This is a genomic window from Sphingomonas sp. PAMC26645 (genome assembly GCF_004795835.1).
GTDB lineage: Bacteria > Pseudomonadota > Alphaproteobacteria > Sphingomonadales > Sphingomonadaceae > Sphingomonas.
This window is the reverse complement of record NZ_CP039249.1, coordinates 3,503,235-3,518,167: the sequence shown is the minus strand read 5'-3', so window position 1 is coordinate 3,518,167 and position 14,933 is coordinate 3,503,235. Positions and strand designations below refer to the sequence as shown.

General features: G+C 66.0%; 16 protein-coding genes and 1 pseudogene. 9 read left to right on the top strand and 8 right to left on the bottom strand.

Going from position 1 to position 14,933, the window contains the following annotated elements:
• Positions 1 to 12 precede the first annotated feature (12 nt).
• The 7 genes and pseudogenes from E5673_RS16170 to E5673_RS16140 all read left to right on the top strand — a co-directional run bounded on the left by E5673_RS16170 (position 13) and on the right by E5673_RS16140 (position 6,458).
• Complete coding sequence (locus E5673_RS16170; protein ID WP_247599433.1) at positions 13 to 2,697, top strand: bifunctional [glutamine synthetase] adenylyltransferase/[glutamine synthetase]-adenylyl-L-tyrosine phosphorylase; 2,685 nt, start codon at positions 13 to 15, stop codon at positions 2,695 to 2,697.
• Positions 2,690 to 3,142, top strand: a complete 453-nt coding sequence (locus tag E5673_RS16165) for a peroxiredoxin (protein WP_136190794.1) — start codon at positions 2,690 to 2,692, stop codon at positions 3,140 to 3,142. The genes E5673_RS16170 and E5673_RS16165 overlap by 8 nt, the downstream gene beginning before the upstream one ends.
• Before the next feature lie 443 nt (positions 3,143 to 3,585).
• A pseudogene (locus E5673_RS16160) lies at positions 3,586 to 4,182 on the top strand (M23 family metallopeptidase); the annotation flags it as partial.
• 47 nt (positions 4,183 to 4,229) lie between these two features.
• On the top strand, positions 4,230 to 4,568 hold the full coding sequence (gene erpA, locus E5673_RS16155; protein WP_056057508.1) for an iron-sulfur cluster insertion protein ErpA: 339 nt from the start codon (positions 4,230 to 4,232) through the stop codon (positions 4,566 to 4,568).
• Positions 4,569 to 4,575: 7 nt separating this feature from the next.
• Entirely contained in the window at positions 4,576 to 5,346 is a 771-nt protein-coding gene (gene xth / locus E5673_RS16150) for an exodeoxyribonuclease III (RefSeq protein WP_136190793.1), read from the top strand.
• Positions 5,343 to 6,131: a transporter gene (locus E5673_RS16145; protein ID WP_136190792.1), complete on the top strand. Its 789-nt coding sequence runs from the start codon at positions 5,343 to 5,345 to the stop codon at positions 6,129 to 6,131. Before xth ends, E5673_RS16145 begins: the two co-directional genes overlap by 4 nt.
• Before the next feature lie 84 nt (positions 6,132 to 6,215).
• The gene (locus tag E5673_RS16140; protein ID WP_136190791.1) at positions 6,216 to 6,458 is read left to right on the top strand and encodes a hypothetical protein; all 243 of its coding nucleotides are present in this window, start codon (positions 6,216 to 6,218) and stop codon (positions 6,456 to 6,458) included.
• A gap of 113 nt (positions 6,459 to 6,571) precedes the next feature.
• Here E5673_RS16140 and E5673_RS16135 read toward each other — a convergent pair whose 3' ends face one another.
• Positions 6,572 to 7,723, bottom strand: coding sequence for a GNAT family N-acetyltransferase (locus E5673_RS16135; RefSeq protein WP_136190790.1), 1,152 nt, complete (start codon positions 7,721 to 7,723; stop codon positions 6,572 to 6,574).
• Positions 7,724 to 7,888: 165 nt separating this feature from the next.
• On the opposite strand from E5673_RS16135, the gene E5673_RS16130 reads away from it, so the two are divergent.
• The gene (locus E5673_RS16130) at positions 7,889 to 9,010 is read left to right on the top strand and encodes a fatty acid desaturase (RefSeq protein WP_247599431.1); all 1,122 of its coding nucleotides are present in this window, start codon (positions 7,889 to 7,891) and stop codon (positions 9,008 to 9,010) included.
• 45 nt (positions 9,011 to 9,055) lie between these two features.
• On the opposite strand, the gene E5673_RS16125 is transcribed toward E5673_RS16130, so the two are convergent.
• From E5673_RS16125 to E5673_RS16095, 7 genes are all read right to left on the bottom strand, one after another.
• Complete coding sequence (locus tag E5673_RS16125; RefSeq protein WP_136190789.1) at positions 9,056 to 9,826, bottom strand: hypothetical protein; 771 nt, start codon at positions 9,824 to 9,826, stop codon at positions 9,056 to 9,058.
• Complete coding sequence (locus E5673_RS16120; RefSeq protein ID WP_136190788.1) at positions 9,823 to 10,590, bottom strand: alpha/beta hydrolase; 768 nt, start codon at positions 10,588 to 10,590, stop codon at positions 9,823 to 9,825. The genes E5673_RS16125 and E5673_RS16120 overlap by 4 nt, the downstream gene beginning before the upstream one ends.
• A 20-nt stretch (positions 10,591 to 10,610) precedes the next feature.
• On the bottom strand, positions 10,611 to 11,540 hold the full coding sequence (locus E5673_RS16115) for an alpha/beta hydrolase (protein ID WP_136190787.1): 930 nt from the start codon (positions 11,538 to 11,540) through the stop codon (positions 10,611 to 10,613).
• Position 11,541: 1 nt separating this feature from the next.
• A complete protein-coding gene (locus E5673_RS16110) occupies positions 11,542 to 11,745 on the bottom strand; it encodes a helix-turn-helix transcriptional regulator (RefSeq protein WP_120299853.1) in 204 nt (67 codons plus the stop codon).
• Complete coding sequence (locus E5673_RS16105; RefSeq protein WP_136190786.1) at positions 11,742 to 12,149, bottom strand: hypothetical protein; 408 nt, start codon at positions 12,147 to 12,149, stop codon at positions 11,742 to 11,744. The genes E5673_RS16110 and E5673_RS16105 overlap by 4 nt, the downstream gene beginning before the upstream one ends.
• A 201-nt stretch (positions 12,150 to 12,350) precedes the next feature.
• A complete protein-coding gene (locus E5673_RS16100) occupies positions 12,351 to 12,605 on the bottom strand; it encodes a DUF6356 family protein (RefSeq protein ID WP_107962750.1) in 255 nt (84 codons plus the stop codon).
• A gap of 24 nt (positions 12,606 to 12,629) precedes the next feature.
• Positions 12,630 to 14,024: a Mur ligase family protein gene (locus E5673_RS16095; protein ID WP_136190785.1), complete on the bottom strand. Its 1,395-nt coding sequence runs from the start codon at positions 14,022 to 14,024 to the stop codon at positions 12,630 to 12,632.
• A 52-nt stretch (positions 14,025 to 14,076) separates the two neighbouring features.
• Between E5673_RS16095 and E5673_RS16090 the strand changes: the two genes are divergently transcribed.
• Positions 14,077 to 14,892 carry an LD-carboxypeptidase gene (locus tag E5673_RS16090; RefSeq protein WP_136190784.1) on the top strand — a complete coding sequence of 272 codons (816 nt, stop codon included), beginning with the start codon at positions 14,077 to 14,079 and terminating at the stop codon, positions 14,890 to 14,892.
• Positions 14,893 to 14,933 lie beyond the last annotated feature (41 nt).

Here is a 14,933-nt window from a genome sequence, read left to right as displayed (position 1 = left end):
TAGCGATGTCGCATGGCTTTAGTCTCACCTGAACTGGCGATAAACGCCGCACTCGACCGCGCAAGACTTTGGTCCCCATTCCTGACGATGGTCCTCAACCGTGAGCCGGACTTGGCGCGATCGCTGGCGGCTGGCAAGCTGGACCTCTCCTTGTCGAGTGCCGAAGCCGACATGCCGGTCGCGCGTCGCCTGCGGATCGAACGGCGCGCAATGGCCCTCAACGTCGCGATCGGCGATCTGGCAGGCGTTCTCGATCTCACTGCGGTGACCGGCGCGCTGACCCGCTTCGCCGACTATGCGCTCGACACCGCGATCCGCACCGCGATCGAGGAACGGACCCCTGGCGCCGAACCACGCGGCTTCGTCGCGATCGCGCTCGGCAAGCAGGGCAGCAGCGAACTCAACTACTCGTCGGACATCGATCCGATCCTGTTGTATGACCCAGCGACGCTGCCAAGGCGGCCGCGCGAGGAGCCGGAAGAGGCGGCGGTCCGGATCGGCAAGCGAGTCGTCGAACTGCTCCAGGCGCGTGACGGCGACGGCTATGTCTTGCGCGTCGACCTCCGCCTGCGGCCATCGCCCGAGATCACGCCGATCGCGCTGCCGATCGATGCGGCGATCGGCTATTACGAGGCGCAGGCGCTGCCGTGGGAGCGCGCCGCCTTCATTCGCGCGCGCGCCGCGGCCTGTGACATTGCGTTGGGCCAGCGGTTCCTCGATGCGATCCGCCCGTTCGTGTGGCGTCGCGCGCTCGATTTCGGCGCGATCGGCGAAATCCGCGGCATCTCCGCGCGGATCCGCGATCATCATTCGCAAGGCCAGGCGTTCGGCCCCGGCTATGACCTAAAGCGTGGGCGCGGCGGCATCCGCGAAGCCGAGTTCTTCGCGCAGATCCACCAGCTCATCCACGGCGGCCGCGATCCCGCCCTGCGCGCGCCCGCAACGCGCGATGCCCTATCCCGCCTGGCCGAAGCAGGTTGGATCGGCACAGACGAATCGACTGCGTTGATCGAGGGCTACACGCTGCTCCGGACGATCGAGCACCGCGTCCAGATGATCGACGATCGCCAGACGCACGCCTTGCCGACCGGCGACGCGCTCGACCGCGTGGCGAAACTGCACGGGTTGGACGGTTCGGGCGCGCTGTTAGCGCTGCTCGAACCGCGCGTCACGGCGACCGGCCGGATCTACGATGCGCTCGACGACACCGTCCGCCCGGCCTTCTCGCATGATGCCGTGACGCTGGAAGCCGATCTCGCCGCGGCAGGGTTCGACGAGCCCGAATCGGCACGTCGGCGGATCGAGGCGTGGCGGGGTGGCGCTTATCCCGCGTTGCGCAGTCCGGCCGCGCGTGAGGCGCTGGAGGCGGTGTTGCCGACTCTCGTCCCCGCGTTGGCGACCGCGCCCGTCCCGCAGGCGGCGCTTCTCCGATTGGACGCATTGCTCGAACGCCTGCCGAGCGCCATCAACATCTTCCGCTTGTTAGAGGCGCGACCGGGCTTGGCGACGTTGCTTGCCGCCATCCTGAGTCACGCGCCCACGCTCGCGGACGATCTCGGGCGTCGCCCCGATCTGCTCGACGGACTGATCGACGCGACGGCGTTCGAACCCGTCGGCGACGTCGCCGCCCTCGAAGCCGTCATGCGCGCGGGCGAGGCGGGCGGCGACTATCAGTCCCGGCTCGACCATGTCCGCCGCGTCGTCGGCGAGCTTCGATTCGCGCTCGGGGCACAGATTGTCGCCGGCGTGTCCGATCCGCTCGACGTCGCGGCAGGCTATGCACGGGTCGCGGAGGCGGCGATCGGCGTCCTCGCCTTTGCGACGATCGAGGAATTCGCCAAGGTCCATGGCCAAGTGCCGGACAGCGAACTCGTCGTTCTCGCGCTCGGTCGAATGGGCGGAGCGATGCTGACCCACGCGTCCGATCTCGATCTTATCTATCTGTTTACGGGCGACTTCTCCGCCGAGTCCGAGGGTCCGAAACCGCTCGGTGCAACGCTCTACTACAACCGTCTCGCCCAGCGGTTGACCGGCGCTCTGTCGGTCGCGACCGCGGCAGGCCCGCTGTATCAGATCGACACCCGGTTGCGGCCATCGGGCGGGCAGGGGCCACTGGTCGTCACGCTCGACAGCTTCGCCCGCTACCAGCGCGAGGATGCCTGGACCTGGGAGCACATGGCGCTCACCCGCGCCCGCCCGGTATTCGGATCGGCCGTAGCTCGGGATGCGGTGGCGGCGATCGTCCGCGGCGTGCTCGAAGGCGATCGACCGGCGCGCGACGTGATCGCCGACGCACGGACGATGCGCAGCGACATGGCCGCGCATAAGCCGCCCAAGGGGGCACTCGACGCCAAGCTGCTTCCCGGTGGCCTCGTCGATCTCGAATTCGCGACCCATGTCGTCCAGCTCGTGAACAAGGCCGGTTTCGATCCCAATCTTGGCGGGGCGATCGATGCATTGATCCAACTGGACCTTGTCCCGCCGTCGCTCCGCCCGGCGCACGACGTCCTCACCCGCCTGCTCGTGACGTTGCGGCTCGTCGCGCCCGATGCCGCGCCGCCGGGGCATGCAACGGAGGATCTCATCGCGCGCGCGATCGGCGTGACGGACTGGGCAGCGGTGGTTGCCACGCTCGAAACGACGCGGCAGGAGGTCCGCCAGTTCTGGGCGCAGGTGACGGGAGAGCAGGATGGATGAAGGTTCGAAGATCCCTGACGTGTCGGTGACGATCGATGACGCCGTGGTTTCGCTCGCGAGCCTCGGCGCGCCGCTGGTGGTGTATTTCTACCCGAAGGACGACACGGCCGGCTGCACCACCGAAGCTAAGGACTTCTCCGCACTTTCCGACGCGTTCGAAACGGCGGGCGTAACCGTTGTCGGCGTGTCGAAGGACAGTCCCGCATCGCACGCAAAATTCACGGCAAAACATGAACTTGCGGTCCGGCTTGCCAGCGATGTCGAAGGTGTTGCCTGCGACGCTTTCGGCGTGTGGGTCGAGAAGGCGATGTACGGTCGCAAGTATATGGGGATCGAGCGCGCGACGTTCCTGTTCGGCACCGACGGCACGCTGGCAAAGGCGTGGCACAAGGTCCGCGTGGCGGGCCATGCCGAAGCGGTTCTGGCTGCCGCCAAGGCGCTCTGAACAGCCTGCAGTAACGTTCGAAGATTCGCCGACATTTCACGTCCGATGCCGTCGTCGGCTTACTGTTCCCTCGCAATCGTCCCAATTTGCATCAACTCGCCGCATCAACCTGCCGTTCCGCCGCGCCGTTAACGTCGCGCTCTTGCCCGGAACGGCGGTATCCGGCCTAACCCACAGTGTCTGGTGCGCGGAGGGGCTGCGAGTCAGGACAGAGTTTCGGAGCCGTCCGCCTTGAAGCGAACGGCCCTGCATTTTTGTGTCGGGGACCAATGGTCGAATTTACCGCAGCAGCCATCGTGACGCGCCTCAAGGCCGTGTCGATGGTGTCCAAGTCGTTCACGTTCCGCCGGTTGGCGATCGCCGCAACCATGATGGGGATGACCACGGTCGGCACGACCGCCCAGGCTCAGGTCGTCGCTTCCAAAATAGCGCACCACGTCGCTGCAACCGGTGGTCCGATGATCGCCGCGAATACTGAGGAAGCCACCGCCGATCTCCGCGCCGATGCGCAGTTCCGCACGCTGTTCCAGACCTGGAAGAAGCTCGACGCGACGCAGCAGGGTGTGATCGCGATCCCGTCGGTTCAGCCGGTCCACTCGCTTTCGTTCACCGGCAATTTCGGCATTCGCTCCGATCCGTTTCGCGGCACCGCGGCGATGCATGCCGGCGTCGACATTCCCGGCCCGATCGGCACGCCGATCTATGCCACCGCCGACGGCATCATTGCGCACGCCGGTCGCCAGGGCGGCTATGGCAACATGGTCGAGATCAGCCACGGCAAGGGCATCGCGACGCGCTACGGCCATCTGTCGAAGATCCTCGTCGGCGACAACGCCCGCGTCGTTCGCGGCCAGCTGATCGCGCTGATGGGTTCGACCGGCCGCTCGACCGGCTCGCATCTCCATTACGAAGTCCGCATCGACGGCCACGCGGTCAACCCGGTACCCTTCCTGACCACCGCCGATTACCTGCTCGCAGCGCAGGACCGCTCGGTAAACGCGATCCCGGTTTCGACGAGCGGCCCCGCCGCGCAGGACTGATCAACCCCAAGGTTGCCGCGGATAGCGCAACCTCCTATCTCCAGCGCATGGCAACGCTGGTCCAAGACATCATCCTCACCCCCTCCGCCGCGGCGCGCGTCGCGGCGATCGCCGTCAAGCAGGGGAAGCCGGCGATCCTGCGTCTCTCGGTTGACGGCGGCGGCTGCTCCGGGTTCCAGTACAAGTTCGGGTTCGCCGATTCGGTCGAGTCCGATGACGTTATCGCCGAGCATGATGGCGTGAAGCTCGTCGTCGACAGCGTCAGCATCGATCTCGTCCGTGGCTGCGCGGTCGATTACGTCGAGTCGCTCGCCGGTGCGGCATTTAAGGTCGAGAACCCCAACGCCGCGTCGGGTTGCGGCTGCGGCTCCAGCTTCTCGGTCTGAGACTGCCATGAAAATCGTCACGTACAACGTCAACGGCATCAAGGCGCGGTTGCCGCGGCTGATCGAGTATCTCACTGAAGACCAGCCCGACATCGTCTGTCTCCAGGAATTGAAGTCGAGCGACGACACCTTCCCGATCGCCGATATCGAAGCCGCCGGCTATGGCGCGGTCTGGCACGGCCAAAAAGCGTGGAACGGCGTCGCGATCCTCGCGAAGAGCGGCACGCCGGTCGTGCGCCAGCGGGGACTCGAAGGTGAACCCGAGGACGAGCACAGCCGCTACCTCGAGGCGGAGATCGACGGCCTGATCGTCGCCGCGCTCTACCTGCCCAACGGCAACCCGCAGCCCGGCCCGAAGTTCGACTATAAACTCCGCTGGATGGACCGCCTCGCGGCCCGCGCGCGCGTCCTGCTCGCGGAGGAAAGGCCGGCCATCCTCGCGGGCGACTACAACGTCATTGCCAACGACGACGATACCTTCTCGGTCCGCGCGATGCAGGACGACGCGCTCATGCAACCGGAAAGCCGCGAGCATTACCGCGCGCTCGTCGCACAGGGCTGGACCGACGCGCTCCGCACGCAATTCCCCAAGGGTGGCGTATGGACGTTCTGGGATTACCAGGCCGGCGCGTGGCAGCGCGACGCCGGGTTCCGGATCGACCATTTGCTGCTCAGCCCGCAGGCTGCCGACCGGATGATCGATGCCGGCGTCGACAAGGCCTATCGCGGGCGGGAAAAGGCCAGCGACCATGCGCCGACCTGGGTTCGCCTGCGATGAAGCGGCTGCTTCTCGGTATCGCCTTGGCGAGCCTTTCCAGCGCTGCAATGGCGCAGGACCGCGAATATTGCCCCGATCGTCCTGGCATCGACACGCCGGCCTGCACGATCGCGCCCGGCAAAATCTCGGTCGAGACGTCGATCGCGGACTGGACGCGCGACGACCAGCCGGGCTCGCGCGAGGACAACATTCTGTTCGGCGACACGCTAGTTCGCGTCGGCGTGAGCGACTCGATCGAGGCGCGGATCGGCTGGACGCCGTTCGGGCACGACCGGATGCGCGATTCGACCGGCGTCGATACGGTGAACGGTGTCGGCGACGTATCGCTCGGGATGAAGGCGAATCTCCACAATCCCGACGGCGCCGGCTTGTCGGTATCGGTGCTGCCGTTCGTGACTTTGCCGGTCGGTCGCTCGTCGATCGGCGCCGGCGATTGGGGCGCAGGTTTCCTCGTCCCTGTCACGTACGAGATATCCGACACGGTCTCGCTCGACCTGACGCCGGAGATCGATGCCGCGGTCGATCAGGACGGCAATGGCCGGCATCTCGCGTACAGTTCGACCGCTGGCCTGGCGGTGAAACTCGACAAGGCCTTCACGCTGACCGGCGAGATGCAGGCGCTCCGCGACGACGATCCGCAGGAGCATGAGACGCAGGCGGTCGCGGCGCTTTCGCTGGCCTGGATGGCGAACGACAATCTCCAGTTCGACATATTCGGCGCAGCGGGGTTGAACGCGAACACCCCGGATGCGCGGCTGTATGCTGGCATATCCCGGCGCTTCTAGATGCTGGCCGGCCTGCTCCTGCTCCAAGCGGTAGCCGGGCCGCCGCTTCCCCCCGAATTACGCAAAAGGCCTGTTAGGCCGACGATGCCGTGTCCGGTCCAGACCGACCCCGATGGCGAGATCGTCGTCTGCGCGCGTTCGACCGACCAAAGGCTGGCGACGCTCCCCGCACCGGTCCAGCCGCCGCGGGGTGACCCGCTGTCGTTCCGGCTGCCGGATGGCGGCACGGGCAACGTCCACGCGATCCGAACGCAGCTACCCGGCGCAAGCGGGCAGGGGGCCGCGGTGACGCTCAAGATTCCGCTTGGCAAGGGGAGGCGGGATTAGCGGCACAATGCCTTCCGTCATCCTGACGAAAGTCAGGATCCAGAGCCAAAATGGAGCAGCGTTTGGTACCCTGGGTCCTGACTTTCGTCAGGATGACAAAGAAGAGGCGCGCGTTACAGCACCCGCTCGTACACTTGGTACACCTTGTTCACCCGGCTCTCGATCGTCTCGGCAATCGACCGCATCCCCTGGTTGTCGTCCAGGATCCAGCCGATCTCCGCACGCTGCGCACCGTAATTCTCGACCGAGGCACGACGGATATATTCGATCATCATGAAGGCCAGTTGGCTCGCCATCCGCGACGCCTGCAGTTCCTTCACCACCCCCATCAGCGGCACGCGCACCGTCCGCACCTTGGGTTTGCGCAACCACCACAACAGTTTGGCCCAACCGAACGGCAGCAGGTTCCCGTTCAGCGGCTTGATCGCCTCGTTCAGGTCCGGCAGCGTGATCATGAACGCGACTGGCTTGCCGTCCAGTTCGGCAATCCGGATCAGGTCGTTGAACACGATCGGCTTCAGCTTCACGCCGACGTCCTTGATCTCCGGCGGGGTCAGCGGCACGAACCCCCAATTGTCGCGCCACGCGTCGTTGAGGATCGACAGGATGATCGCCGCCTCCTCCTCGAACTTGGTCTTGTCGACGTTGCGCACGCTGATCCGCGGGTTCTTCTCGCCCGACTTGATGATGCGCTGGACGATCGGCGGAAACTGCTTGGTGACGTCGACCTCATAGGTCATCAGCTGCTTGATCGGACGATAGTTCGCCCATTCGATCCAGCCGCGATATTCCCGCTTGGCGTGGCCCATCATGATCGTGGGCGGATGGTCGTAACCGTCGATCAGCAGGCCCGGCTCCTCCCAGATCGACATGCTGATCGGTCCCAGCGCACGCGTCATGCCCTGCTCGCGAAGCCATGCCTCGGCGCGCTCCAGCAGCGCCTGGAACACGTCCTGCCGCTCCGCTTCCATCAGGCCCCATTGGCCGACGCCGGGCCCGAACCCCTGCTCGGCCGGCATGGTCAGCGCGAGCGTATCGATATGCGCTGAGATCCGCCCGACCACGCGGCCGTCCTCTTCCGCCAGGAACAACTGCGCCTTGGCATGGCTGAACCAGCCGTTCTTCTCGGGCGTGATCAGCCCCAGCGCTTCCGATTTCAAAGGCGGCACCCAATTGGGATCGTCGGCATAGAGACGAAACGGCAGATCGATGAAGATCTTGCGGTCCTTCTTGGTCTCGACCGGTCGAATGATGAGCTTGGCCATGTCGTGTTCCCAAATACGCAGTTGCGCGTGTCTACCCAGCGAAGCGAATAAAGGCGAGTGACACCTGCGTCATCGCAAGACCCTGTCAGAGTGATCGGCTTTCCTCCGGCACGGTGGCATCCGTGCGGCCTGTAAATGCCACGGTACCGCCACTATCTTCGGGCAATGGATATGCCCATGGACACATCGCTCAGCCTCGCTCGCGGCACGGCCGCTCCAGCTTCCATTCCCGCGGGTTCGCCCCGCGTCGGAGGGATGGAGCGCGTTGCCGACGACAAGGCGATGCTGCGTGCAGCTGCCGACCTGACGCGCGATCTGGTGAAGCCGCGCCCGGCAATCTATTGGGCCGACCTGATCGCTTCGATGGTGGTCGGCTATGGTGCGCTGGCAGTAGCGGCCACCTCGACGTCGACGCCGGTGGTGATCGTTGCTGGCATAATGGCGATGCTGGGGCTCTACCGCGGTCTGAGCTTCATTCACGAAGTCAGCCACATGAAGCATGCGTCCGTCTCGAACTTCCGGCTCGGCTGGAACGTGCTAGTCGGCATTCCGCTCATGACCCCGTCCTTCATGTACGAGGGCGTCCACAACCTCCATCACGCCAAGACCCGCTACGGCACGGTCGAGGATCCCGAATACCTGCCGCTCGCGCTCATGAAGCCGTGGACGCTGCCGCTGTTCATCGTCGTGTCGGCGCTCGCACCGATCGCGCTGCTGATCCGGTTCGCGATCCTGTCGCCGATCTCGCTGCTGTCGCCCAAGCTGCGGACGATGATCGTCGAGCGCTATTCGGCCCTCGCGATCAACCCGCAGTTCCGCCGCCGCGCCCCTGAAGGCGAGGCAAAGGCTTATTGGGATCGGCTCGAGATTGCTGCGAGCCTGTGGGCGATCACGCTGATCGCGATTACGGTGACCGGCGTGCTGCCGCTGCGCGCGTTCGTGACGATCTTTGTCGTCGCCTCGGCATTCGCGGTGCTTAATCAGGTCCGCACGCTGGTCGCGCATCTGTGGGAGAATGACGGCGAGCCGATGACGGTAACCGCGCAGTATCTCGATACGGTCAACGTCCCGCCGCCGGCGTTGCTGCCCGCGCTGTGGGCACCGGTTGGTCTGCGCTACCACGCGCTGCATCACCTGTTGCCGGGTCTACCCTACCATGCACTCGGCGAGGCTCACCGCCGCATCACCGCCGAACTCGACGCGCTCTCGCCGTATCACAAGGCGAGCTATCCTGGTCTGCCCGGTCTGGTGAGCAAGATCGCACGCAGCACGATGGTCCGCCGCTGATGAGAATGCCGGGCCGGTCGTGAGCGACTGGCCCAGCATTCCGGATTATTTCGCAGCGTCGAACTGCCTGAGCGCCATAACCGCGTTGCGTCCGACATCGGTCGTCGGCGACAATTTCGCAGCCGTTCCCCATGCCTCCCGCGCAGCCGCTTCGTCGCCAGCCGACGCCGCGATGTTCCCCGCTTCCAGCTGAACCGACGCATCGTCGGCCGAGCGCTTCAAGGCCTGTGCGATATCTGCTTTGGCGCGCGGAATGTTGCCCATCCGACGGGCTAGCGTCGCCGACAACAGCCACGCAAGCGGGTCGGCGCCGGCGGTGGTCAGCGCTAGATCGAGATCGCTCCGCGCCGCATCTAGCTCTCCCGCCGCGACCAGCGCGCGCGCATGATCCAGTTGCGCTTCACCCAGCGGCAGTCCGGTCAGCGATCCCGCGGTAAGCGCCGAATCGAGCGCGACACGCGCCTTGGCGGGCTGCCCCGAGGCGAGCCATGCATTGCCCGCCTGTGCCCAATAATTGGCTGCTCGCGTGTCCTTCGCGATCTGAGCCTCCCGCGCCGCTTCCTCGAATTCGGCTGCGGCCGACGGCCAATTCTTTTCGACGGCGAAGGCGAGCCCGGCGCATTGCCGTGCGAAATACCGTCCCCCGCTGATTCGCCAGCGCCCCGCCTCGGCGCGTGCGGCGGCGGGGTCGCTTTGCGTCAGGGCGGCGCAGCGAGCGAATCGACCACCCTGCACATCGACGGGGCCGGCAGCAGGAGCGGCGGCTGGACTGGGGGCGGCGCCCTGCGCAGCGGCAAGCAACACTATCAAGATCATAAGGCGGCGATCACATCCTCGACCGCCCGAATGATGAGGGAAATGTCGCTGTCACGCGACAGGCGGTGGTCGCCGTCCTTGACCAGCCATGTCTGCACGTCGGCTGAACGCAACAGCTCGGCGAGGCGTGCGGTGCGGTGCCACGGCACGTCTGGATCGCGGTGCCCCTGGACCAGCCGGACCGGGCCGTCGAACGCGATCTCACCGAACATCAGCCGGTTGGCCTCGCCCGACGACCAGAAGGGGCGCGTATAGACGGTCGGCTCGGGACCATAGGGGTTCTTGCGTTCGATCCGGCCGTTGCTGAGCAGCGCCATCTTCTCGTCGGTGGTAAAGCCCCAGTCGGTGAAGTCGGGCGCCGGCGCGATCCCGACCAGACCCTTGACCAGATCGGGCCGCATCTTCGCCGCCAGCAGCATCAGCCAGCCGCCCATCGACGATCCGACGAGGATCGCCGAATCCTCCACCAGCGCATCGATCATCGCCAGCACGTCGTCGCGCCAGTCGACCAGGGTCTGGTCCTCGAACGCGCCCTCGCTCTGCCCGCACCCGCCATAATCGAACCGCAGGAACGCGCGTCCCTCGGACTTCGCCCACGCCTCCAGCGTCACCGCCTTGGTCCCCGTCATGTCGGACGCATAGCCCGACAGGAAGACGATCGTCGGTCCGGCCACGCCCTCGGCCGCAGGCGTGTGATGATAGGCGAGGCGAGGGCGCTCCTTGGCCGGAGGCGTCGGTGCAGGCGGCGTGGCGGTATCGGTCATGCCGACACCTTAGCCGCGCCTCAGCGCTGGAGAAAGGCGTCGAGTGCAGCCTGGAACGCGGCAGGCTGGTCGAGCATCACGAAATGCGCGGCATCGCCGATGTCGACCAAGGTCACGTGTGGCGCCGTCGCGTAAGCCTTCCGATAGAGCGCGTCGGCAGCGGGCTTGGTCGGCCCCACCGCGTTCCACGGATAGACCAAGGTGATCGGCGCGGCGATCGACGCCATGTCGGGACGCAGGTCGGTCGTCAGGTCCTCGTACATCGCCTGCGCCGAGACCCGCGCATCCGCCTTCGCCGCCCAGCCGGCAACCGCCACGCGTGAGTCCGGCTTCAGTGCCATGCGCGCGGCAAGCGCCTCGTTCGCCGCGGGGTTCGCCGGCTTCCCGTACGCCGCGGCCATCCCGGCGCGCATCGCGCTGGCCTGCGGTTCGAGCGCCGCCACCGTCGCGCCGGGTGCGAAGATCTCGCCGATATACGGCAGCGAATCGACGATCATCAGCTTGCCGACGTCCTCCGGATGCGCCTTCGCCAGCATCAGCGCGACCAGCCCGCCCATCGAATGCCCGACGATCGCCGGCTTGCCGAGTTTCGACTGGGCGATCAGCGTGTGCAGGTCGCCGACGATGCCATCGAGAATGCCTGGCGACAGGTTCGCACGCGGATCGTCGCCGCCAAAGCCGTTGACCTGCACGACATACACCCGGTGCGACTTTGCTAGGGTAGGAACGACGCCCTCCCATACCGCGCGTGGCGACGACAGCCCTGGAACGAGAATCACGGGCGTGCCCTTGCCGATGGTCTGCACCGAGATATGCGGCATCTGAGCCTCGGCCGCATCGACCTTCGGCGTGGCGGCCGTCGCAGCCTGCGAGTGGCCCGCCGCGGGATTCAGGACGATCATCAGCGTCACGGCGGTCGCTGCAAGGCGAGCTTTGAGATGCGAAATCATGTCATGACTCCTTCGATGGGCTCGTGAAAATGTCTTCGATGCTGAGGTCGAACAGTTCGGCGATCTTGAACGCGAGCGGGAGCGACGGATCATACCGCCCCGTCTCGATCGCGTTGACGCTCTGCCGCGACACGTCGAGACGGTCGGCGAGGTCGCCCTGGCTCCAGTCCCGCTCGGCGCGCAGCACCTTGAGGCGGTTCTTCATGAGCGACCGGTCCTCACCGCGAAAATATTGACACAACCACCCAGCACTAGTCCGGCAAACCACAGGATACCGGCCGCATAGGCGGGGATGTGCACAGCCAAGCCGAAGCTTTCTAGAAATCCCCAGATCGTCGTCGCCGAAAGCATGAAGCCAGTCGCGATCAGCGTCTGTCGGATCGTGAGCATTCGGATATATTCGTCCGGCTCGTCAGTGAGATAGCGACCCCAGGCCAGAAAAATTCCGACCAGTGGCAGCGCCGGCAGGATGGCGGCGGCATACGCGAGGGCCCCGTGGGGCGGACGGGTCCTGAACAGAACAACGATGCCAAACAGCGCGCCCATGTAAGCGAGGCTGAGGCCCAACACGGTGTAATTGTAACGGCGGAGAGCGGGACTCTTATGCATGGTCAAGTGTCCTTTCGAATCAGTAAAGGAAACTTGTCATGTCATAACGAGCGAGTCAATGTCGCTTTACACAAGCTTGCCTAATCGTCGGTAGGGAGCGCCGAGATGGCGCAGGGGCACGCGCCCTCAACCCGGCCGCGAACGCGTCCTGGGCGTGACTTTATCCTAACCTTTGGAAGCCGGCGGGCCGCCGAAAGATCGTCAGATGATGAACTCGACCGTCTTCATCTGCGTCTGGTCGGCTGCGACCGCGCCGCGTTTGAGCACCATCTGGCGGTGCAGCTCGGCGACCGTGTCGCTCCCGCGGGTCTTGCACAGCGCCGGTACGAAGGCGTGGACCAGCGCGCCGAGGCCGCCCTTGATCATCGTCATACCGAAGCGCCCGGCGACGCCGAAATGCTCGACATAGCTCTCCCCGACGGTGGCAGGGTGGTCGAGGAACAGGCGGCGGAACATGGGCGGTCTCCTGCTTGCTCTGTATCAGGTGGCGAGAGCGTCGACCATCCCCGCCGCCAGCACGCTCAGCGTGTCGTCGCGCGCGCCCATCACCACGATCCGGTCGCCCGGCCGCGCCTCCGCGACCAGCGCCGCGGCAGCCTCGGCACGGTCGGCGACATGCCGCGCGTCCCGACCACCCTCGACGATCTGCTCGACGATATCCGCGCTGGTGACCTCCCGCGCGACCGTCCCGCCGTAATAGGCCGGGTCCGGCAGCACGAGCACGTCGTCCTCCGCCATCCGCTCGACGAACGTAGCGACCAACTCGCGCCCCATCACCTTTAACGGCCCATAGCCATGCGGCTGGAAGAACAGCAGCAGTCGCCCAGGGAACGCGTGGAGCGTGTCGAGCGTCGCCGCGATCTTGTCCGGGTTGTGCCCGAAATCGTCGATCACCGCGACTCCGCCGGCCTCTCCAACGAGGTCGAAGCGGCGACGCAGACCAGTGAACCCGGCAATCGCCTTCACCGCATCGGCCAGCGACACATCCGCCGCCATCGCCGCCCCGATCGCGGCAAGCGCGTTCGACACGTTGTGACGCCCCGGCACCGCCAGCTTAACCGGCGTCCGCACCCCGCGCGAGACGATGTCGAAGCGGATCGCGAACGGTTCCGGCTTCAGATTCTCGGCCCGGAGATCGGCCGAAGCATCGATAGCAAACGTCGTCACCTGACCCCGCGGCAGCCGCGACGTGAGTGCCGCCGCATCGGGATCGTTTGCGTTCACCACCGCCGTCTCGGCCTTCGCGATGAAGTCCCCGAACAGCAGTCGCAGTTCCTCCAGCGACTTGTGATCGAGACTGACGTTGTTCAGCACCGCGATCTTTGGCGCATAGCCGGCGATCGACCCGTCGCTCTCGTCGACCTCGCTGACGAACGCCTCGCCTTCGCCGACCAGCGCGCTGGCGAACGGGGCGTCCGGGGTCGCGAAGTTCTTCATCACCGCCCCGTTCATGACGGTCGGATCGCGACCCACGGCATGCAGAATCCAGCCGATCATCCCGGTTACAGTCGACTTGCCGCTCGTCCCCGCTACCCCGATCGGCAGGCCGCTGTCGTTGAACAGCGACGCCAGCATCGCCGCACGGGTCGAGCGCGTGCAGCCGAGCGTTTCCGCGGCGATCATGTCGGGTACGCTCGCCTCGATCGCCGCGGAAGCGATGACGAGCTGGTCGGCCGAGACGATGCCGCTGCCGTCCTGCGGGAACAGCGCGACGCCCTTCGCTGCGAGGTCGTCGAACTTGGCGGGGACGCGGCCCTGGTCGAGGTTGCGGTCCGATCCGGCGACGGTCGCGCCGCGGCCCGCGAGGATCATCGCGAGCGGCATCATGCCGCTGCCGCCGATGCCGACGAAGAAACAGGGTTTGCTGATATCCATCGGCCCGCGATATGGACGGTTTGGTAACGGGGCAAGGTCGGGAACACGAACAATGCGCATCGGTGTCCTCGCCGCGTCGAGCCGGACCAATCCCGCGGCGATCCCCAAGATCACCGCCTACGCGGCCACTGCGTTCCCGGAGGTCGAGCTCGTCTTCCACCCGCAGTGCCTGGAGACCGACGGCCACTTCGCCGGTTCCGACTTTCGACGGGCGGCGGCGTTCCTCGAATATGCCAACGATCCGGCGTTCGATGCGATCTGGTTCCTGCGCGGTGGCTATGGCTCCAATCGTATCCTCGCGATGGTCATGCCCGAACTCGGCCGCGCCGCACGCCACAAGACGTATCTCGGCTATTCCGACGTCGGCTTCCTGCTCGGCGCGCTCTATGCCCGGCGGATCGGGCGGCCGGTGCACGGGCCGATGGTCAGCGACGTGAACCGCCACGACGGCGAGGCGACCGTCGCGCGCTCGCTTGGCTGGATGGTGCGCGGTGACAGGGCGGGGCTTGAGCCGGGACTGAACGGGCACCCGTCGGCGGCGTTCAACCTCAGCATCCTCACCTCGCTGATCGGTACGCCGTGGCTGCCCGACCTGACCGACCACGTCCTGATCGTCGAGGAGGTGTCCGAACCGATGTACGCGATCGACCGCATGCTCTTCAAAGTCGCCAACGCCACGCAGTTGAAGGGCATCGCCGGACTGCGCCTCGGCGCCGTGACGGCGGTGCAAGAGAACGATCCACCTTGGGGCGAGACGCTGGATTACATGATGGTCCGCTGGTCGCGCGACATGGGCGTGCCGTATCTCGGCCGCGCCGAGGTCGGCCACACACAGGCAAACCACGTCGTACCGTTCGGGGTGGCGTGACGTTCGACGCCGGCTTGCCTATATAGGGTATGCGACGGCAT